At 34.9% G+C, this 20,607-nt stretch carries 17 protein-coding genes; 10 read left to right on the top strand and 7 right to left on the bottom strand.

The annotated features are described in order from the left end of the window. Positions 1-101: 101 nt before the first annotated feature. Entirely contained in the window at positions 102-1,235 is a 1,134-nt protein-coding gene (hemW, locus tag IPZ78_RS03425) for a radical SAM family heme chaperone HemW (RefSeq protein WP_225551537.1), read from the bottom strand. A 118-nt stretch (positions 1,236-1,353) separates the two neighbouring features. Between hemW and IPZ78_RS03420 the strand changes: the two genes are divergently transcribed. Beyond that, positions 1,354-2,835, top strand: coding sequence for a TlpA family protein disulfide reductase (locus IPZ78_RS03420; RefSeq protein WP_225551536.1), 1,482 nt, complete (start codon positions 1,354-1,356; stop codon positions 2,833-2,835). A gap of 134 nt (positions 2,836-2,969) precedes the next feature. Here IPZ78_RS03420 and IPZ78_RS03415 read toward each other — a convergent pair whose 3' ends face one another. Next, complete coding sequence (locus tag IPZ78_RS03415) at positions 2,970-4,001, bottom strand: helix-turn-helix transcriptional regulator (RefSeq protein WP_225551535.1); 1,032 nt, start codon at positions 3,999-4,001, stop codon at positions 2,970-2,972. 896 nt (positions 4,002-4,897) lie between these two features. Here IPZ78_RS03415 and IPZ78_RS03410 point away from each other — a divergent pair. The 4 genes from IPZ78_RS03410 to IPZ78_RS03395 all read left to right on the top strand — a co-directional run bounded on the left by IPZ78_RS03410 (position 4,898) and on the right by IPZ78_RS03395 (position 9,293). After that, positions 4,898-5,992, top strand: coding sequence for a slipin family protein (locus tag IPZ78_RS03410; protein WP_225551534.1), 1,095 nt, complete (start codon positions 4,898-4,900; stop codon positions 5,990-5,992). A 66-nt stretch (positions 5,993-6,058) separates the two neighbouring features. Continuing rightward, on the top strand, positions 6,059-6,829 hold the full coding sequence (locus tag IPZ78_RS03405; protein WP_225551533.1) for a nucleotidyltransferase domain-containing protein: 771 nt from the start codon (positions 6,059-6,061) through the stop codon (positions 6,827-6,829). Next, complete coding sequence (locus IPZ78_RS03400) at positions 6,804-7,859, top strand: DNA polymerase beta superfamily protein (RefSeq protein WP_225551532.1); 1,056 nt, start codon at positions 6,804-6,806, stop codon at positions 7,857-7,859. Before IPZ78_RS03405 ends, IPZ78_RS03400 begins: the two co-directional genes overlap by 26 nt. 12 nt (positions 7,860-7,871) lie before the next feature. Beyond that, positions 7,872-9,293, top strand: a complete 1,422-nt coding sequence (locus IPZ78_RS03395; protein WP_225551531.1) for an RtcB family protein — start codon at positions 7,872-7,874, stop codon at positions 9,291-9,293. Positions 9,294-9,455: 162 nt separating this feature from the next. Here the strand turns inward: IPZ78_RS03395 and IPZ78_RS03390 are convergent, their stop codons facing one another. The 5 genes from IPZ78_RS03390 to IPZ78_RS03370 all read right to left on the bottom strand — a co-directional run bounded on the left by IPZ78_RS03390 (position 9,456) and on the right by IPZ78_RS03370 (position 13,216). After that, positions 9,456-9,863 carry a (R)-mandelonitrile lyase gene (locus IPZ78_RS03390; RefSeq protein ID WP_225551530.1) on the bottom strand — a complete coding sequence of 136 codons (408 nt, stop codon included), beginning with the start codon at positions 9,861-9,863 and terminating at the stop codon, positions 9,456-9,458. 76 nt (positions 9,864-9,939) lie between these two features. After that, positions 9,940-10,647, bottom strand: a complete 708-nt coding sequence (locus IPZ78_RS03385; RefSeq protein WP_225551529.1) for a carboxymuconolactone decarboxylase family protein — start codon at positions 10,645-10,647, stop codon at positions 9,940-9,942. A 19-nt stretch (positions 10,648-10,666) separates the two neighbouring features. Continuing rightward, positions 10,667-11,083 (bottom strand): nuclear transport factor 2 family protein, encoded by a 417-nt coding sequence (locus IPZ78_RS03380; RefSeq protein WP_225551528.1) that lies wholly within the window; start codon positions 11,081-11,083, stop codon positions 10,667-10,669. Positions 11,084-11,124: 41 nt separating this feature from the next. Beyond that, positions 11,125-12,177, bottom strand: coding sequence for an alpha/beta hydrolase (locus IPZ78_RS03375; RefSeq protein WP_225551527.1), 1,053 nt, complete (start codon positions 12,175-12,177; stop codon positions 11,125-11,127). Between the two features lie 4 nt (positions 12,178-12,181). Further along, positions 12,182-13,216: an alpha/beta hydrolase gene (locus IPZ78_RS03370; protein ID WP_225551526.1), complete on the bottom strand. Its 1,035-nt coding sequence runs from the start codon at positions 13,214-13,216 to the stop codon at positions 12,182-12,184. 250 nt (positions 13,217-13,466) lie between these two features. On the opposite strand from IPZ78_RS03370, the gene IPZ78_RS03365 reads away from it, so the two are divergent. From IPZ78_RS03365 to IPZ78_RS03345, 5 genes are all read left to right on the top strand, one after another. Next, complete coding sequence (locus IPZ78_RS03365) at positions 13,467-14,369, top strand: helix-turn-helix domain-containing protein (protein WP_225551525.1); 903 nt, start codon at positions 13,467-13,469, stop codon at positions 14,367-14,369. 360 nt (positions 14,370-14,729) lie between these two features. Further along, positions 14,730-15,416, top strand: coding sequence for a hypothetical protein (locus IPZ78_RS03360; protein ID WP_225551524.1), 687 nt, complete (start codon positions 14,730-14,732; stop codon positions 15,414-15,416). A gap of 4 nt (positions 15,417-15,420) precedes the next feature. Continuing rightward, the gene (locus IPZ78_RS03355; RefSeq protein WP_225551523.1) at positions 15,421-17,361 is read left to right on the top strand and encodes a hypothetical protein; all 1,941 of its coding nucleotides are present in this window, start codon (positions 15,421-15,423) and stop codon (positions 17,359-17,361) included. A 6-nt stretch (positions 17,362-17,367) separates the two neighbouring features. Next, on the top strand, positions 17,368-18,627 hold the full coding sequence (locus IPZ78_RS03350; RefSeq protein WP_225551522.1) for a hypothetical protein: 1,260 nt from the start codon (positions 17,368-17,370) through the stop codon (positions 18,625-18,627). Between the two features lie 182 nt (positions 18,628-18,809). Further along, a complete protein-coding gene (locus IPZ78_RS03345) occupies positions 18,810-19,958 on the top strand; it encodes an Sb-PDE family phosphodiesterase (RefSeq protein WP_225551521.1) in 1,149 nt (382 codons plus the stop codon). Positions 19,959-20,607 lie beyond the last annotated feature (649 nt).

Below are 20,607 nucleotides of genomic sequence, written 5' to 3'. Positions count from 1 at the left end.
CTATAACAAACCGACGTGCCAGAAAAGACAATAATTAACTCAATAATGCCAAGAAATAGTCTTTTGATTTTCAGTTTTTTAAGAAATCAACTTGTTTCGAATCATTTCTCATCCAGCACAAATAATTCTGAAGCGATAAGATCGGCTAATAACTTACCTTTTGTTGTGGCGCGAATTATTCGATTGTCTATGATTTCCACCTCTTCATTCGCAACAAAACTACGACTCGACTTCAAAATATGTTGGGCATAATCGTAACCAAACTCTTGTTCTATTTTTTGTACATCCAATCCCCACATCGTGCGGATAGAAGTCATCACATATTCGTTGAAACGATCATTTTTTGTTAGTTTTTCAATCTCTTGAAAATCGTTATGGTCTGTAAGTGCAGCAATATATTTTGCATTGTTGGCAATATTCCATGATCGGCTATTTCCATCGAAAGAATGTGCCGAAGGCCCTATACCTAAATAATGTTTACCTTTCCAATAGTTTGTATTATGCTTAGCATACATACCATTTTTCGCAAAATTAGATATCTCATAATGCTCAAAACCATTATTTGTGAGCGTATCTATTAGCATCAACATCTGTCCCGCACTCTGCGCATCATCCATAGCAGGAGTTTTCCCTTCCTTTACAAAATGCGCCAATGCCGTTTTCTTCTCTACAGTCATAGAATAGGAGGAAATATGTGGAATATTCATCGTAATAAGCTTCTGCATATTTGCTTTCCACTTTTCGTCCGTCAGCAATGGATAACCATATATCAAATCACAGGTAATATTATCAAATCCCGCATCTTGCACGCGTTTGACAGAGGAATCTGCTTCTTGAGCATTATGCGCACGATTCATCCATATCAAATCTTCCTCATAGAAAGACTGTATGCCTATTGAAAAACGATTGATAGGAGTCTGTCGCAGTGCTTTGACCTTATTTGCAGTTAAATCGTCAGGATTAGCTTCTAATGTAATCTCGGCATCCGAACTGATTTCAAAATTCTTTTCAACAGTTCCGATCAATTTCAATATATCTTCAGAATCCAAAATGGAAGGCGTACCGCCACCAAAATATATACTGTGTACTTTCTTATCCTCTAAATAATGTGCACGCTGTATAATTTCCTTTTGCATAGCTAAAAGCATCTCCTCCTTATACTTCAACGAAGTACTGAAATGAAAATCACAGTAATGACATGCTTGCTTACAGAAAGGAATATGAAAATATATCATGGGTGCCGCTCAGTTGTTGTGGAACAAAGATAATCGATTAGTTAAATTGTTACTCGAATAAATTTTATAAAGATTTATTAGATAATCAGTATTTTTAGAATAAATCAATTTATAATCCATGAAAAGGTTTTGCTTATACTTATTAATGCATTTGTTAGGATTTATGTCTTTTGCTCAAAAGAAAGAGTTTGATAGCTATGATTTAACTTCTGCAGTTAAAATGCTCAATGAAGTCTATCATAATGGAAAAGATAAATCTAAATTAAGAGATTTATCTAGTGAATTTATGTTCTCTAAGAATGAGAACATAAATATGTTAGGTTATTCTGCCATGAGTCTAGTAGAAGATAATGAGGGAAAGGATAGTTTGAAAAGATTAATTATAAATAAGTTCCCAAATGGATATTTAGTAAGGCAATTAGAATTTGATAAATTAATTCAAGACTCAATAATTACTGTAGATCAATACGAGTTATGTATTAACGATTTCTACAGGAGGTTTCCCAAGAGTTATTTTCAATCTTTAAAAAGTGCCGAAAAGTTTGGGTTTAATCCATTATCATTTTATGATTGGAGTTATTTAGAAATTTCAAAAAAATTTATAAATAGTAAGAATTATGAATTAGCTCTTCATTATGTATTGCTAACAGATTCATTAACTAAGAAATTAGAAAGCTATTCTATTGTTGGACAACAGTTATTAGACCTAAGAGAAAATAGTAAAGCTTTGATGCTATCAGATAAAGCTTATTACATTTTAAATAAACATGATAAGCCAGTCATTGATGAGGCAACTGTAACGCAAGTAAATCATATTTACTTAAAATCGCTGATAGCCACTGATAGTACTAATCAAGCCATTTCTTTAGCGAACAAACTTTATAACGAGGGGGATAGAACTCTTTTTATTATAAAATATCTTATACAAAGATATAGAGATAAACTGTCTTATAAAGAAGCATTACATATAATTGAGGACAATATCGTTCAAAATCACTATAGTATAGTTGAAATAATATCTGATAATGAATTACAGCAATTGTATACTAAAGTAGGTGATTCTAGAAGTTATGATTCATACCTTTCTGATTTACGTAATAAAGCTAAAGATAATCGAATTGCTAATCTAAAATCTCAACTAATAAAGAGATCAGCTCAAGACTTTTCTCTATACAACTTAGAGAATAAAATGGTCAATCTTTCTGATTTTCGAGGAAAAGTTGTGATTTTAGATTTTTGGGCAACTTGGTGTGGCCCATGCATTCGCTCATTTCCTGGAATGCAGTCTTTAGTTAATAAATATAAAAACGATGAAGATGTTCAATTTCTATTTATAAATACCTCTCAGAAGGAGCCGGATTTTAAATCTATTGTATCAGAGTTTATTAAGAATAATAATTATTCTTTTAATGTCTTGTTCGACGAAATGACTGATTGGAATAAAAGAATCGCTACCTTATATGAGGTAAAAGCTTTGCCTACAAAAATCATTATTGATAAATATGGAGACATCCGATTTCACTCTTCAGGTTCATCGTCATCTATAGATGAAATCATGAATGACTTAATTACTAGGATAGAAATAGTAAAGAATTTATAATTCAATTGTCGAAAAACACAGAAAATTCAATGTTTCTCTCTTGTTACTTTAAAAATGCAACCAGTTGATTTATAAGATAATTACACATTATGGGTGTTTTGATTAGGCAAAGGTAAGTTATTTATTCTTTAGGTTCAGTTATCTATATTTACGTCTACATACCTATTAAAAGCAGATTTTAATCTATTTGCAATTCTATTTTTTAGTCTTGGAGGTGAGATAACTTTTATATTTTCGCCGAAACCTAATATTTCGCGTTCTAATTCGAAATTCAATACAACATCTATGCGTAAGATGATACTTCCATCTTCCCCTTTTGTAAGTATTTGCTGAGATGGGTGTATAGGCTTTGTTTCTACATAAGGTGCATTGTAGGCATCAATTTCTAAGATCACACGTTGCCCTCTATCACGACTAGTTTTTGTAACACCAATGGTGTCTTCGAAATAACGTTCAAAATCTATCCCTTCATAAGGTACAAATCCGGATTTTGCCATTTCTTCAATTTCAAGTATTCGATCTAAAGCCAGAGTTATTAAAACAGTTCCTTTTTTAGGTTTACAAATCAAAAACCAACGGTTTCGGTATTCCTTTAATAAGTAAGGAAAATAAACTTGTTGCGTTTCTGCTTTAGACTTGAAAGACTTGTAGGATATTAATAAGGGTATCTCGTCACGAATAGCTTTGTGTATTGCTGTAATCCACTCCAAACCTTTGAGTAGCTTATTGCTTTCTAATTGTATAGCTACTTTTTTATTTCCTTCGGATTTACTCAAATTGGACTCTAAACGAACAATCAAATCACTCATTTCTTCAAAATGAGTGAAACCATTCATATATTTCAAAAAATCGACAGCATCTTTCATTTTACCTAAATCAGCATCAGTCATTGGAGAATTATTAATGCTGTAGTTGGGATCTGCGTACGTATAGTATTTTCTATCTATCACAACAATCGGCGCATTGTAAGCAAGTTTGTTGGATCGCATAAACTGTATATCACCTTGTACCGTTCGTTTACTGACTCCAGATGTAATACCCTCGTATTCATATAGGGCATCTGCAATTTTTACCATCAGATCTTCCAATGTCCACTTTCTATGGCGCTGTCTGAGGAAGTGATCTATAGTTTTGTAACGTATAAGTGCAAGTTTATTTACAGACATGGCTATTTGTGTGCTTTAAATACAGTATTAAATGTAAGGATAATTATTTTACTACGCAAAGGACTTGCGTAACTCTTCGCTAACGAACCTCATTTTTGTAATAAATATTGTTTTATAAGAAATTATATAACTTATTTTAAGGCAATTACCTGTTTTCACGCAATTTATTTCATTAATTATTTTACTGCGCAAAACTGCTGCGTATAGACCTATGCATCTTTGTAATGTCAGCTAAGCTGAATGAGTTCTTTGATTATAATGAAGCGAAAAGCTTATCAAGATATGTGTACCAATGTACACAAAGAAACCACAAAGCTCGAATGCTTGTCCTAGTCTCTTGTTTCTGTATAGCAGGGTAGTGTTGGTTCCATAGAATACAATATACTGACATAGCAAGAGGACGGTGGTGTTAATGCTAGGGTCGTAGGTTCGAATCCTACTTTCGTCATAGACGAAATAACTCAGTGGGTAGAGTATAGCCAAAAAAGGCGGGTTCGAGTCCCGCACACATCTGTCACATGTGTCATCGGTTGGAGGAACGAAAGTTCCATTTTTGAAGTTTAGACTTTCTTTCAAAAAGTCACCATAAGCTTTTCGTCTCTTGTTCGGTTGTTGAATTGCTCTAATTAAAGTATGAAAATAACAAATCGGCTTGCTTCTTAGCAGAATAGAACAAGTTTGTTAAACATATTCGTATGTAATCTCTAGGGAAATCTTTGGTCTTAGATCATCGAAATATAATAGATGAATACTCGTTTAGCTTAGTAAACTCCTTCTGTACTCCGTAGCGAACTGATGAGCAAGACACGAAAGGCTTTTTTAGAAGAATTGAGGTATGAATAGTGAGAATTAGGAGTTTAACTGTTCAAATAAATAAAAAATTAAAAAACAATAATATGAAAAGAGTAACTATTAACACTAATGAAGTAGGATTTGTTGTAAAGAACAATGCTGTAGTACGTGTATTGACTGCTGGGAAATATTGGTTAGGATTCGGTGAGCAAATACAAAAATACGATATGGCGAAACCATTTCATACGCCATATGATGTTGATGTATTGTTACAGATTTCGGGTTTTTCAGAATTGGTAGAAGTTGTAGATGTATTGGATAATGAAATTGGAATTGTTTATGCGAATGGTAATTTCAAACAATCATTAACCTCTGGGCGACATATATTTTGGAAAGGATTGCAAGAGTTAACATTTCAAAAAGAAGATATTTCGACTATCGAGATTTCGAAAGCGATAAGCAAGAATTTGTTAGAAAAACAATCTTTGGCATTCTATGTCCGTCAACACAAGATTGAGCCATCCGAGAAAGGATTATTGTTTGTCGATGGTGCTTTTGAGAAAGTGTTGGAAGCTGGTACATACTACTGGTGGAAAAATGCCACCACTATTGCAGTAACAAAAGCTGATATGCGTTTGACTACTATGGAAATCGTAGGTCAAGAAATATTAACTAAAGATAAAGCACAAATCCGTATCAATTTTTCGGTGCAATACCAAGTGGTTGATATCATCAAATCTTTATTGGAGAATAAGGATTTTGAAAAACAATTGTACATTTTAATGCAGTTAGCATTACGTTCTTATATCGGTCGATTGACTTTGGATGAATTGATGGAGAACAAATCAGCGATTAACGAGCATATCTTAGCAGAAGTCGCGTCTCAAGTCGAATTATTGGGGGTAAAAATTCTTAATTCGGGAATGAAAGATGTGATTTTGCCAGGAGATATTCGAGAAATCATGAACCAAGTATTGGTAGCTGAAAAACGTGCACAGGCTAATATCATTACACGTCGTGAAGAGACAGCTTCGACAAGAAGCTTGTTGAATACAGCGAAATTGATGGAAGATAATACGATGTTGTTCAAATTGAAAGAGATGGAATATGTAGAGAAAATTGCCGAAAAGATTAACTCTATATCTGTCTCCGGAAATGGCCAAATAGTCGATCAATTGAAACAATTGTTTGTTAAATAATTAGATTTTTAGACGGTTAGGGGTAGCTTTGAAGAGGTTACTACCTCTAACCAAAATAGGGAATTAATGGAAAAGATAATAATATCAAAACTTAAGGAAATAGAGGAAAAGTACGACATAGAAATATTGTTTGCTTGTGAATCTGGAAGTAGAGCTTGGGGGTTTCCATCAACAGATAGTGACTACGATGTTCGATTTATATATAAAAGAAAGAAGAATCATTATATGTCAGTGTTTGAGGAATCAACTGAATTGGGATTCTCCATAGTTGATGACTTGGATTTTGTAGGTTGGGACATAAAGAAAGTGTTTTTGTTACTTCATAAGAGCAATGTAACGCCTTTTGAATGGTTACAATCGCCTATAGTTTACTGCGAAAAGGAGGGTTTTCAGACGTACATGAAATCAGTTTTTATTGATTTTTATGTAGCTAAAAGACATATACATCATTATTTAGGTATAGTTCGAGGACGAATGGAATCTGTGTCTTTTGAAGAAATGAAACTGAAATCCTTTTTTTATATCATGCGCTCTTTGCTTTCAGCTTATTGGAGTATGAAATTTGGGACTTATGCACCAATGGAGTTTGAACCTTTGATGACTTTGCTTCCGGAGAAAATAAAAGTATCTTGTAAAGAGTTGAGAAGTCTGAAGTTAGAGCTTGAAGAAAGTTTTGTTTTTAGTCTTTCAGATGAATTGAGAACATTCATCATAGAACGACAAGACGAAATATGGACTTACGCAGATACTTTGGATGCAATGATGATAAGTAAAGAATTAGCAAATGTTGGATTTTTAAAAATATTGGAAGATGACTATAGAAGCGCTTCATGCTAATGGATTAATACTTTTTGAAGTAGTGGCTGGTAGCCATGCTTATGGATTGGCTACCAAAGATTCGGACATGGATGTAAAAGGAGTGTTCTATCTTTCAAAAGACAATTTTTATGCTGGTGAATATATAGCACAAGTTGCGGATGAAAAAAATGATGTGGTTTACTACGAATTGGGACGGTTTTTCGAACTTTTGTCCAAGAGTAATCCGAGTGCTTTGGAAATATTAGCAAGCCCTGCAGATTGTGTGACGTATAAGCATCCTTTGATGGAGGATTTGAATATTCGAGATTGCCTTTCTTTAGAAGCTGTCAAGACATTTTCGAATTATGCAATGGTTCAGATTCAAAAAGCAAAAGGTCTAAATAAGAAAATCAATAATCCGATAGAACGGGACAGAAAAACATTGTTAGATTTTTGCTATGTTCTGGAAGGGAATGATGCCAAACCTTTTGTTCAATGGTTGGAAAATAAAGGTTGGGATCAGACCAATTGTGGATTAGCTAAATTGAATCATTGCAAAGGGACATACGGTTTGTATCATAATCCAACAAAAGGCAAGTATAAAGGAGTTTTAGCAAAACCTGATAGTTGTGACGTGTCCTGTTCATCCATACCTAAAGGTGAAAAATTGGAAGCTTATCTTGTCGTTAATCAAGATTCCTTTGCCCAACATTGTAAGAGTTATCGGGAATATTATGAATGGGAATCTAATCGTAATGAAAAACGATTTCTTGCCAATTTGGAGCACAATACAGGATATGACGCCAAGAATATGATGCATACAATACGCCTAATGGAAGTCGCTAAGGATATATTGCTTCATCAAGATTTACGGGTTAGAAGGTCAAATCGAGAAGAACTGCTTAAGATAAAATCTGGTTTATATACCTATGAAGAGTTGCTAGATAAGGCTCTTGCTCTGCAAGATGAAATAAGCGAATTGAGGATCACAAGTGATTTAAAAAAAACTGTAAATACGGAATTGTTGCGACCTAGATTGGTTGAGATACGTACAATTTTATACAATTAATGAGTTTTATTAATGAAAAATAAAAGAATAAATGGCAACGATTTGATTGCTTTAGGATATAAAGAAAATCATGCTATGGGAGTAGCATTGAAAATTAATAAAAAACGTTTGGGGCTCACAAAAGAAGAGATGCTCCAAAAGTTTAAAGATGTATTAGAAACTCCTGAATCCTTTTTGGTAGATTCAACTTTTGAGCCTTTAGCTAATGTCTTGTTGAATATAGAAAAGATTGATGACGAGCTGATTACACTGAATGATAAACCCAATGAATATACCGTCTATGGTGCAGAGAATATTGAGGAAGGTGCTAAAGATCAAATGAATGTAGCTATGACTCTTCCTGTAACTGTTGCAGGGGCTTTGATGCCCGATGCGCATCAAGGATATGGATTGCCCATTGGTGGTGTGTTGGCTACCAAAAATGCGATTATTCCTTACGGTGTAGGTGTGGATATTGGTTGTCGAATGGCGTTATCAGTTTTTGATTTACCTGCTACTTATTTAGATTTAGAACATCATAAATTGAAGAAAATCTTAATCGACAACACCAAATTTGGTGCAGGTCATAGTTTTTTGAAGCACGAACGCTCGGATCATGCTGTATTGGATAACTCCTTATTTGAAACCAATGCTTTCATTCGAGAATTGAAGGACAAGGCATGGACGCAATTGGGCACTTCTGGAGGAGGTAATCACTTTGTGGAATTTGGGGTAATGGAGTTCAAAGAGAAGGATGAGGTTTTGAATATCGAAAAAGGTTCTTATTTGGCATTATTGACACATTCAGGTTCTCGAGGAATGGGAGCTACAATAGCAGATCATTATACCAAATTGGCAAAGGAATTATGTAAATTACCTTTCAAAGCACAAAATTTGGCCTACTTAGATTTGGATTCTGAGGCAGGACATGAATATTGGTTGGCGATGAATTTGGCTGGTGATTACGCTTCTGCTTGTCATGAAATGATTCATGTTAAAATAAAATCAGCCTTAGGAGCTGAATTATTAGCCAAAGTAGAAAACCACCATAATTTTGCTTGGAAAGAGCAATTCAATGGTGAAGAAGTGATCGTACATCGTAAAGGAGCTACACCTGCTTCCAAAGACGTTATGGGAATTATCCCGGGCTCTATGGCTACACCAGGATTTTTGGTACGTGGAAAAGGTGAGGAAACTTCTATTAATTCGGCATCACATGGTGCAGGACGGCTTATGAGCCGTACGAAAGCAATAAAATCACTCTCAAAATCTGATTTATCTTCCCTTTTGGCAGATAATGGAGTGACTTTGATCGGCGCAGGAATGGATGAAGCACCTATGGCGTATAAAGATATTCATACGGTGATGGCAGCACAAAAGGATTTAGTGGATATTGTGGCTACTTTCTTGCCAAAAATTGTTCGAATGGCGGATGATGGATCTCGAGAGGATTGATAATATTATATTTCAGTAAAAAATATGAGGCTGTCTTAAAATAGACAGCCTCATTTGTAACCGCAAAACTTGAGTTTCAGAATCTTCATTTTTTTGCACATAAAGTCTTTGATGTCACAAAAATATTAACTCACCATGATTACCAATCGATAGAAAAACCTCTTAATTCTTGTGATATTCTTCATCAGTGACTGGATCTAACCAAACAGCTCCTCCAATATTTGTATTTGTTCCAATTGCGATATGCGTCATCGTGTCTTTAGGCGTTGCGCCATGCCAATGTTCAATATTTGGGGGACATTTTACGACTTCACCTGTTTCAATAACTTCAATTGGTTTACCTTTTTCCTGATATAAACCACGACCGGCCGTAACTAACAATATTTGTCCACCTTTGTGGTAATGCCAGTTTGTTCGAGCCCCAGGTGCAAACGTAACAGAGCCAATATTAACATTATGAATGCTATCCGTCTCGGCTAAATAATTCAACCATACGGTACCTGTGAAATTGCTATTAGTTACCAATTCGCCCTTTTCAAACGGCACCTTCCCTACAGTTTTTGTATCCATATTTTGATTGCAAGAAAACACTAGAGTGCAGAAAGCTAATAGTGTAGTTTTCATTTTCCAATTCATCATAAGTGTTCTATTTTTTTAATACCTCCGCCAACACTTTTTCTGTTTCTGATGCCCTCTCTTCGCCTTGTGTTTGTTTAATTATTTCAACAAAATGCTGTAAATGCGCTAGACTATAGCCCAAATTAACACAAATCGTCAGATGAGATTTTAGCATAGGTTCTACTTTACCAATACTTGATAACACTGAAATAGTCACCAATTCACGCTCTAAATAGGTCAGTACATTACGTTCGAAGAGATCTGCAAATAAATGCTCCTTAAGAAAAACCTCTATAGTTGGTGCAAACGCAGCATAACCTGATTTTACATCATTTTCTTTTACGCCAGTTAGCTGTTGCAGAATCTCTTTCCCACGCTCATACTTAGATTTTTCAGTCAAAATCGGAGAAGCTTCCTTTCCATTTTCATCTTTAATTCCATTTTTTTGACGCTCCTCCACAACAGACATTAAGGTTTGTAAACCTCGTATACTTCGCGGGAAACCAGCATAAGCATGAAGATGAATTAAACCTTCTTTTACCTTATTAATCGTCAATCCTGCATCCAAACCTTTATGAATTTCTTTCCGCAATTCATCCAGATTGCCGATTGCAGTTTGTGATGAAATCCGGATAAGAGCAACATGTTCTTTATTGATTACCGCACTATTTTCTTTGAATTGCGCATTAGCATTTTGTATTGTGAAGCAAAAACAAAAGACCAAAACCGACAGCATATTATTTACCATATAAGAATTAATTAGGGGTAAGAATTTTAGTAAATGAAAGCGATAGAAGCTTCCATTTCTCATTCTCCTTGACATATACTTCGGTCACGACAAAAGGATTTGTCACCTCATTGCCCCTCACCACCGCCTGCAAATCAATTCTATTTAACAAAACCGCCGTATTGTTTACAATATTGACGGAGACATCATGTACAACGGCATTTTTGTACCAAATACTGCCGCTCCTAATGACATCCATTTCTCTGGCCTTGTCCCAAGAGCCACTCATATGTACATAGACAGATTTCTCATGAAATAAACTATCCAGTACATTTACGTTCTTTTCAGCCATCCATTGCCATTTATTTTTTGACAAGGTGATAATTTCCTGCTCCACATTTTTATCTTGAGCATACGTAATGGACACATTCCACGAAAGGAACAATCCAATTAAAAAACATTTTATAAAATTCTTCATATATCAATTTAATTAAGGGTAATGCCATAAAAACTACCCAACTTATCTAGGGCTTGTTTTACATATTCTTCTTTCCAATATGTTTCTATATGCGTAGCTCCCTCCAATACAAACAGCTCTTTTTGTAGGGCATTAATTGCATTAGGGAAGACTTCTTCACTCATGTATTTGGTATCTGCCTTACTGCCTGCTATCATAAGCAAAGGCTGATTTATTAAATCCATATTGGTATTCGCATCAAAAGTCATTAAGTCTACCAAACTGCTTTCTGCGTATCTGAATGTTGAATTTGGATGTGCGTGGGTACGGTAATAATAAGCATAACCTTCACGATACAAATCTGTAGGAATTTTTCTTATTTCCTCGTCCGTTGGATTTGCTGTCCCCAAGTAAGAAATCTCCCCTGTTAAAACTTCTTGCTCGCGAGCCTGAGACGCTTTTGCCAAACGCGCTTGAATAGTCGCAACATCTTTATCTAAAAAACCATTACGCCGAACTCGACCTGAATTAAACATACTCAATGTAGCTACGGATTTGAAACGCTTATCACCCTGAGCGGCTTTTAAGGCATAGCCACCGCCACCACATATGCCTAATAGCCCTATTTTGTCGGCATCTACCGCGGGATACTTAGAAATAAAGTCTGCCATCCCATGAATATCTTCAATACGATTTGCCGGTTTATCAACATTGCGTGGCTGTCCACCTGAAGCTCCTTGGTATGCAGCATCAGCAACAATAGTGATATAACCCCTATTCGCTAAATGCTGTGCATATAGTCCTGAGACCTGCTCCTTTACTCCACCATTTGGATGCGCAATAACAATTGCAGCATACTTTTTAGCATGATCATAACCTGGCGGCGTGTACACATTTGCAGCAATAGTAATTCCATTCAACGAATAATGAACCGAATGTATTTGCACAGCCCCTTCATTATTCTGTTTAATAGCGTTTTGATATACTAGTCCAAAAGGATTTGCTTGATTAATCTGGCCAAAAGCGAATGTATTTAAGGTAAAGCCAATACAAACCATCGTCATTTTTATTGTATTTATCATATTTCTACTTGTCTAAACCTTTACTTTTTAACCACGTTGAAAGTGCATCAGCTACCTCCAAATTATTTAAATCTGAAAAAGGAAAATGTGTATTCCCTTTAATTCCGATAGATGGCAAATGTACTACCGAAGCATCACCTCCATGCTTATTAATTGTATCTGTCCACTTTCTTGCCATTTCTAATCCTGAACGCCAATGATCCTTATTCCATATAGCAGTAGGTGAATCAGCGATGTTGTCTCCGTAATAAATTACAATAGGGATTTTAGTCAGTTTAAGAAAATCTGCCAAAGGAATAGCCTCACCTTTTAACGCACCAAATAAACCTGTAGACGAGATAGATGCTGGAACCTCTCCTTCAGGGAATAAAAAACTGCTATACGGTTCATAAGCAACAATAGCTTTCACATTGGAACTTTTGACAGCTGTCATCCAGCCTGGACCTCCTCCTTGTGAATGGGTAACCAAAACTCCACCACCTATTTTGTCAAATAAAGCGGATATTGCATCGGATATTACCTTCAAATCAAATGGCCCCGTGTTTGGAGTCATTTGTCTATAAAATTGTGCTAAGGATTGTTCATCCCGAGGGAATTGAACATTCTCAAAATAATTCGGATAGTTTCCAATTCTAAACTGCGTAAACCAAAACTGCTCATCGGGTGTATTTGTTATGGTCGCTGTCTTCGTAGTACGTCCAGCCATCCCACGTCGAGGCTGGTCGAGTAAGTAAACGGGATAACTCTTTCTCAAAAAAATATTTTGAAATCCCTCTCGCCCATCAGGAGTGGATTCCCAAGTTTTTTTGGACTGACCTGCACCATGCAAAAACACCAACGGCATTTTTTTTCTTTTAGCTGGTATCTGATAAAAAACATAAGCGTGATCACCATGTAATGTTTGTCCTTCGGGTTTAAGGGCATTCTGTACATCAAAAGTTCCATCCTTTGTAATCACGGATCCACCAACAGCAAAACTACCTTGCTCCGAGATAACCAATGGCTTTGATTTATTCGACTGAGCTTCAAGTTCCTTCATTGCTATCGACCCGACTAAAACCGTACTTAAACAAACTATCATTCTGATTTTCATACTCTTTTTATAAAGCCTATTACTTAAATAAAGTAACGACACAGTTCCATTCATTATTGTCTAATCAAATATCTGAAATCATAGACCGCTAAACGTATACCTATTACAGAATATACTACCATAATTACTGATTTAAGTTTTTTTCCTACAGCATGACATCTAATTACTTATTTTTGAGTAAGTAACGACATTAACTATGAGCAACAAATTTATCTTCGATACAGTGCATGAATACAATATTTTCAATAATCATGACACATTACATCCTTTAGTTACGGTAATAGACTTCTCCAAAGCTCATAAACGAACAGGCTCCAAAATGACCTTTGGTCTGTTTTACATTTTCTTAAAAGATGTACATTGTGGTGATTTAAAATATGGATGTAACACCTATGATTACGAAGAAGGTACGTTAGTTTTCGTTTCGCCAGGACAAGTCATAGACGTTGAAAACAAAGTTGATTTATATCAACCTATCGGACATGGACTTGCTTTTCATCCTGATCTTATTAAAGGTACTCCACTTAATAATTTGATGGAAGATTATCACTTTTTTAAGTATAACACCAATGAAGCTTTACACTTGTCGAAGGAAGAGCGTAATATCATCATGGATTGTTTTAAGAAGATTCAATTTGAACTGAACCATACGATTGATAAACATAGCAAAAAACTGATCGCCTCTAATATTGAATTATTTCTAAACTATTGTGAGCGATTCTACGATAGACAGTTTATTACAAGGGAGTCAGCAAATAAGGGAATTTTAGAAAATTTTGAGGAGGAATTGAATGGATATTTCGCCTCGGATAAACCAGCGACATTAGGTCTACCCTCTGTATCGAATATGGCAGAATCTTTGAATCTGTCGGCTAACTATTTTGGAGATTTAATAAAAAAAGAAACGGGAAAAACGGCACAAGAATACATTCAATTGAAAACAATTGATATCGCTAAGTCCAAAATTTTTGAAACCCAAAAAAACATTAACGAAATCGCCTATGAACTCGGATTCAAATACCCTCAGCATTTTAGTCGACTATTTAAAAACAAAGAAGGAATAACCCCTATGGAGTTTAGAAACTTGAATTCAAATTAGTAAAGATTTTTAAGCCTTTCTCCCTAATTTCCAAATATTCCTCCAATGAGCTACTTTGATCAACTTTTGATCATCTGATTATATCCCCACCCTTTAGAATTAAAAATTCTCAACTAATAGTAAAGCTTTGTTATACACAGCTTAGACAACAAATAAAACGGAACTTTATTCAACTTGATCAACATCTTTCTGAGACTATAGATTAAATAATAGTTTCAGGACACAAAACCACTGTTTTCAGGGATAGCAAATTTTGCCTTAAAGAGTAATTTTGTAACAAAACATTAAGATATAACACCAAAGGATAATATGAATATTTATTACCTTCGGGATTATTTTATAGATTTTTATTATAAAAGGATGAAAAGATTCAAATCAACGCTACTCGTATTACTTTTATTCTTCTGTTGTAGCCTACTGAGCGGTTGTTTTGAGTTTATAGAAAACATCAACCTCAAGAGTAACGGATCAGGCAGTATTAAAGCCACTTTGAACCTTAGTAAAAGCAGTACCAAAGTCGCTTCCCTACTGAAGTTAAAAAGTATAAATGGCATTCAAATTCCTTCGAAAGAGAAAATACAGAAGGAAACGGAAGACATGGTTCAAATCCTAAAAAAGACAAATGGTATAAGCCAAGTACAGTACAATTTGGATTTTAAAAATTACATCGCAACGGTTTCTTGCAATTTCACGTCTATTAAAACATTAAATGCTTTTACTCAAGCACTAGGCACCCATTTCAAGAGCACAATGGGAAATAATAACAGCTACGACTATAATGCAAAAACTGGCGTTTTTACGAGATCTTACAAACATTCCCCGTCTATGAGCAAAGCCTACGAAAAGATAGCTGAAAAAGACCGAAAATATTTTGATGAGGCGTATTATACACAAATTATCAGATTCGACAATACTATAAAATCTCAAAAACATCCATCTGCCAAAATCTCTAATTCTTCAAAATCCATTCTACTTCAATTGAAGGCGAAAGACCTTGCCAACGGCAAATCTTCTTTAGGAAATACCATTACTCTAAATGTTAAATAAACACATGAATATAAAGTTCTTCACTTTACTCTCCATTTCTGTTTTAGCAGGAATAACTGTCTGTGCACAGGAGTTGACGCGTAAAATACCCGGAAATGCACAATTTGTTATAACGATTAATAATAAAGCAATAGTCGAAAAAAGTTCGATAGCGTTATTGAATGAAACTTTGGTTAAACTTGGCGCCTTTGAGAAAATAAACGAGCGTAATGACTATCCGACCAATACTATCATGGAATTGGACTTCAATCTTGACAAGCAAGCTTATGTGTATCGTACAGATGCAGATAGCTTATACTATATAGGTATATTAATACCATTGAAAGCCAATCACCAAGTAAAAGAGCGTATGTTTTCTAAATTTAATAGCCGCTCTAGTCACGATGGCTTCGAAAGAAGAGTCTCTAAAGATGGGAAAACGCAAGTCGCATGGGATCAAGAATCCTTATTCATTATGACCGGAAGCCCCAAAAGCAGCTATTTTGAAACAGAAGAAATAGCAAATCTTTATGGCTTGGATTTGGAACGCTACGACGAACTTTATTCACCAGATACGGTGTTGGTAGCAGAAGAAGCCTGGGCCACAGCAGAGGAAATAGTTGTAGCGGATACAATTGATACTACAGAATGGGAAAGTGCCGCTGAAGAAATAGTAGATGAGACGCAAGAATGGGATTCCTATTCAGATAGCACCGAACTTGATAGCTACGATCTGGCCACCGACTCCATATATCTAGCGAACCTAGCAAGAGAAGCGAAGAATGATTCGATTAGAAATGATGTTTTTGTCAATTGGCTAGCGAAGGATTTTGCCAACTACATAAATCCCTCCAATAACCTAGCAAATCACAAATCAATTAAAATAAAAGATCAAAATATTTTGCTTCGATTTTGGATTGCAAATGTTGATAATTTATATCGAGAGGCCTACGCCGATAATATGCTTTACTCGATTTTCGGCACGGACTTGAAAGATATTAAATATGGCTATGAAGATGCTACAATCGATTTGATTCAGCATGAGCACAGTCTCAAAATAGCAGGAAGTGTACATATCGATGAAGATTTGACACACATATTCAAGGCGCTACACAAGAACAACATCAACAAGAAATTTGCACAGTATATTCCTGAAAACCACTTAGCCTATGCATCTATGAATATCAGCACAGAGGGTTATCTAAAACAGTTACCTTCGCTATTAAAACTATCTTACGCACCGTTGGTTGGTGAATACGCTGATGTACTGCAAATCGTGGCGACAGCATTAGAAATAGGCTTAGATGAAAAATCAATTGCTAAAGTACTGAAAGGGGACAATGTTTTTTTTCTAAATGATCTACAAAAAGTATCCAAAGAATACCTAACGTACGAGTACGATGATGATTACAACTATACAGAAGTAATGAAAACAAAAGAAGAATATTCTCCCAACTTCCTGTGGATGTTTACTTCTGAAGATCAACGTCTATTCCAAAAGACACTTGAATTTGCCATAAAAAAAGAAAAAGTAGAATTAGACGAGGACATATACACCATCCATGCAACGAAAGACACAGAGGCCATGTATGTTGTTTTCAAAAAAGACATTGTTTTTGTTGGTAATAATTTTGAACAGATTTCAGCTATTCAAAAGAATAGATTCAAAACAGGGAATGATCCAAAAGTTAAAAAAGATATATTTACACATCCATTCAATTTCGTAATTAACACGTCTTCTATACCAGAGGTCATCCATAAATTGGAAATTCCAGTGGCTGCATCTTGGGATCCAACCTTACAGAATCTTTCAGATTATGGAAAACTTCAAATTAGATACAATAAGCTAAGTAAAAACCGTATATCAGGAGAAATGTCTTTAGAATTGCCTAAAAAAGACAGTAATGCACTTCAATATATATTGAAACAGGTAATTCAAAACGTGGGTAATACGAGCAGCAACTAATCTAGGATGAAAAGATTTGCAATTATTATAGCTGTGCTAATGGTGACTACGCTTGTCCTTACATGGACATTGTACACCCTACGAAAAAATGACATTAAAGATCAATATGTCAGTAGCTCAAGCACACGGATATTGTCGATTGCTGTTGATGACTTATTATTAGACAATATCTCTAACCTCTACCCGTGGAGAGATGATAAATCTAAAGGAAAAAAACAGCGCGACTCCTGGTTGAAAAAACTAATATTCGATGCCGGAATTAAAATTCCGGCACGGATATATTCATTCAGCACGGACGCACATCAGAATCAGTTTTTTGGGATATTAGCAGTAAAAAACTATGATGATTGCTTTTCCTTTTTCGCCACCGAGTATCCAGATGGAATTAATTTTATAGATAAAGAGAAAGGAATAGTAAACGTAGTCGTTAATAAACATATCAATGTTTTATTTAATTATAGCCATATAATTTACAACATCGCTCTGGGTGATAATTTAGATTTGGAGAATTTACAATCTATGTTATTACAGCCTGACACGTGGACTCAAATTTCAGCTCTTAATGGTTTTGAAAACACCTTGTCCACCAAGCATATTACCTATATGCAAAAAGACGGGAGATTGACTCTTGAGGGTACGGTTTCAAGTGATAAAACTGAAATAAATGGAAAATGGTTGTTATCTCAAAACTTAGATGATAATTTGTTAGTACGCGAGATGGACAGTCTTGAGCAAACATTAACCTTTTGGAACTTAATACCGCTCAACGAAATCCCTCTACTTTCCAAGCTTATGAATAAATTTACGGGACTAGCTCCAGAACAATTGAATAGTAATTATTTTGACCTGCAAATTTATAGAGATCCTACTTCACAGCAAGACAGCTCAATTTCCTATGTATATGACGATGATTTTAATGCAACTGAAGAAACGAAAATATTGGAAGTAGCTGTTCCAAGTATTGTACACACGTGGAGCTATGACGAGATTTTAGAAAAGTCCCTTCCTAATAAAATGTTTTATAGATTCAACAAAAAACGGATCGGTCCATACTTATTAAATACAACGTTAGAAACCTTCCCCCATCAAGCTACAAGGAAGGCGACTAAACACCCTTTATACCTTTCTGTTAATTTTGAGACTTGGCCTGAAATGTGGAGCATACCAATACTGGACAGATTAAAAGCAAAAAAAGTCAAAGCAACTGTTTCGACGACCCTTCACAACAAAAATGAAATACACCTAAATGGACAAATCAGCTATTAAACTATAGAGCTGAAACATAGAATCTACCCTATCAAAAAACAGAAGTCTACTGTCCTTCAAATCCGATATAGGTTAAAAAGATTTAACACAACGACCTGAAAGTTTATAGTTTGATTACCTGCTCATCATATATTCTTTACATTGTAACCATAGTTTTGTGGCAATAAAGACTTATGAAGAACATGAAAAGATTATCTATTCTTTTGGCTGTAATAGGCTATTTTAATTTTGACAGTATAGCTCAAACATCCGCAGACAATGGTGTGGTTCGATTTGATGAATTCCGCTTACCAAAGAAACGCGAAACAATACACATTCCTAATGTAAATGGATTGACTGTTTTAAAATGTGACTTCCATATGCACACTGTATTTACAGATGGGCATGTATGGCCAAATGTCAGAGTACAGGAAGCTTGGAAAGAAGGCTTAGACGCCTTTTCATTTACGGAGCACGTAGAATATACACCATACAAAGATGATGTAAAACCAGGAAACTTAAGATCGTATGAATTAGCAGAAAATCTAGCTAAAGAAAACAATTTAATACTAATAAAAGGCAGTGAAGTAACAAGAGATACTCCTCCAGGACACTTTAATGCACTTTTCATCAATGATGACAAAAATTTAGTCGTAGAACGCACGAAAGAGACCGACGAAAAAGCAATCCAAGCTGTGGTAGATCAAAAAGCTTTTATCTTTTGGAATCACCCAGGCTGGAAAGCTACTCAAGTCAAAGGATCCTACGAATGGTTACCTTTTATAGAAAAAATGTACAGGGAGAAGAATTTACATGGTATTGAGGTTGTTAATGGGTTCGGCTTTCACAAAAAAGCATTAGACTGGGCTATAGACAGGAACTTAACAATCATTGGGAATACAGACGTACATAATTTAATTGCACATGATTATGATCTAGGTCGTGAAGGTGTGCACCGCACCATGACATTAGTAATGGCAAAAAATCGTTCTGCTGAAGCAATTCGCGAAGCATTAGAGAAAGGTAACACTGTAGCATGGTCTAGTAAGTATCTAATCGGAAAAGAACAACATGTACGTGATTTGTACAATGCATGTGTAAAGATTGGTCCTGCTTACCATGAAAAGAAGAACGCGCAAGGTGTCACGTCTAAATATTATGAAATCTCAAACACGAGTGACTTATACTTTGAACTTCATCGCAAATCTGGAAAAGGAACTGAAAAGATCATCTTGTACCCACAATCTTCTCAAATCTTAACTGCTCAAGAAAATCAATCACAACTCACTTACGAAGTGGTCTCCACTTTCATCCGAAGCGACAAGCACTTGACAATTGATATCAAATTATAAATTATAATATTAAAGCCGTTAAATATCCTTTATTTAACGGCTTTCTTTTAATAATCCTATATTAATTTAAAATAACCAGGACACAACGCCTTGACTATGTTCAGTTCACAAATAAATTAATGGTATTTTTTTACTAAAACAATAAAAACTGTCAATCAACATTATTATTGAAAAAATATATCAAAAAAAACATTTTGGTGGTACTTTTTGATTATCTTAGATCTTTGAAAAACTTTATCTACTGATAATAAACAGCTAGTGTTGGTAACAATAGCATTTATCCAATTTTTAAACTTACTAAAACAAATATCTCCATAAATATTTTTTGGCACATTTATTTCATAGGACAAGACTAATATCATTAAGCTTTTCCATTAATGTTTAACTAATAAAAACTTTTAACAGTTGATTATTATGGCGTAAGGGAGAAAAAATGATATACAACAATGAAATAAGCATACGATAAACAGCAGACACCAATATAACAAACTATATGAAACAATTTTTACTTTGCGTAATTATGTTTATTTGCAGTATTTGTATGTATGGATTGATAAATTTATTAGAAAAATCATCCCATACTCATAAAACTGCACACACAGAAACGGGCAACATGTCTGATCTCAGTGTATATGAAAAATAAAAGGAG

The sequence above is a fragment of the Sphingobacterium bovistauri genome, from assembly GCF_020295405.1.
Classification (GTDB): domain Bacteria; phylum Bacteroidota; class Bacteroidia; order Sphingobacteriales; family Sphingobacteriaceae; genus Sphingobacterium; species Sphingobacterium bovistauri.
This window is presented reverse-complemented; position numbering and strand designations above follow the sequence as displayed.

Coding starts and splice junctions, on each gene's coding strand:
- hemW (WP_225551537.1), bottom strand. CDS start 1,235: ATGATATATTTTCATATTCCTTTCTGTAAGCAAGCATGTCATTACTGT.
- IPZ78_RS03420 (WP_225551536.1), top strand. CDS start 1,354: ATGAAAAGGTTTTGCTTATACTTATTAATGCATTTGTTAGGATTTATG.
- IPZ78_RS03415 (WP_225551535.1), bottom strand. CDS start 4,001: ATGTCTGTAAATAAACTTGCACTTATACGTTACAAAACTATAGATCAC.
- IPZ78_RS03410 (WP_225551534.1), top strand. CDS start 4,898: ATGAAAAGAGTAACTATTAACACTAATGAAGTAGGATTTGTTGTAAAG.
- IPZ78_RS03405 (WP_225551533.1), top strand. CDS start 6,059: ATGGAAAAGATAATAATATCAAAACTTAAGGAAATAGAGGAAAAGTAC.
- IPZ78_RS03400 (WP_225551532.1), top strand. CDS start 6,804: ATGACTATAGAAGCGCTTCATGCTAATGGATTAATACTTTTTGAAGTA.
- IPZ78_RS03395 (WP_225551531.1), top strand. CDS start 7,872: ATGAAAAATAAAAGAATAAATGGCAACGATTTGATTGCTTTAGGATAT.
- IPZ78_RS03390 (WP_225551530.1), bottom strand. CDS start 9,863: ATGGATACAAAAACTGTAGGGAAGGTGCCGTTTGAAAAGGGCGAATTG.
- IPZ78_RS03385 (WP_225551529.1), bottom strand. CDS start 10,647: ATGCTGTCGGTTTTGGTCTTTTGTTTTTGCTTCACAATACAAAATGCT.
- IPZ78_RS03375 (WP_225551527.1), bottom strand. CDS start 12,177: ATGATAAATACAATAAAAATGACGATGGTTTGTATTGGCTTTACCTTA.
- IPZ78_RS03370 (WP_225551526.1), bottom strand. CDS start 13,216: ATGAAGGAACTTGAAGCTCAGTCGAATAAATCAAAGCCATTGGTTATC.
- IPZ78_RS03365 (WP_225551525.1), top strand. CDS start 13,467: ATGAGCAACAAATTTATCTTCGATACAGTGCATGAATACAATATTTTC.
- IPZ78_RS03360 (WP_225551524.1), top strand. CDS start 14,730: ATGAAAAGATTCAAATCAACGCTACTCGTATTACTTTTATTCTTCTGT.
- IPZ78_RS03355 (WP_225551523.1), top strand. CDS start 15,421: ATGAATATAAAGTTCTTCACTTTACTCTCCATTTCTGTTTTAGCAGGA.
- IPZ78_RS03350 (WP_225551522.1), top strand. CDS start 17,368: ATGAAAAGATTTGCAATTATTATAGCTGTGCTAATGGTGACTACGCTT.
- IPZ78_RS03345 (WP_225551521.1), top strand. CDS start 18,810: ATGAAAAGATTATCTATTCTTTTGGCTGTAATAGGCTATTTTAATTTT.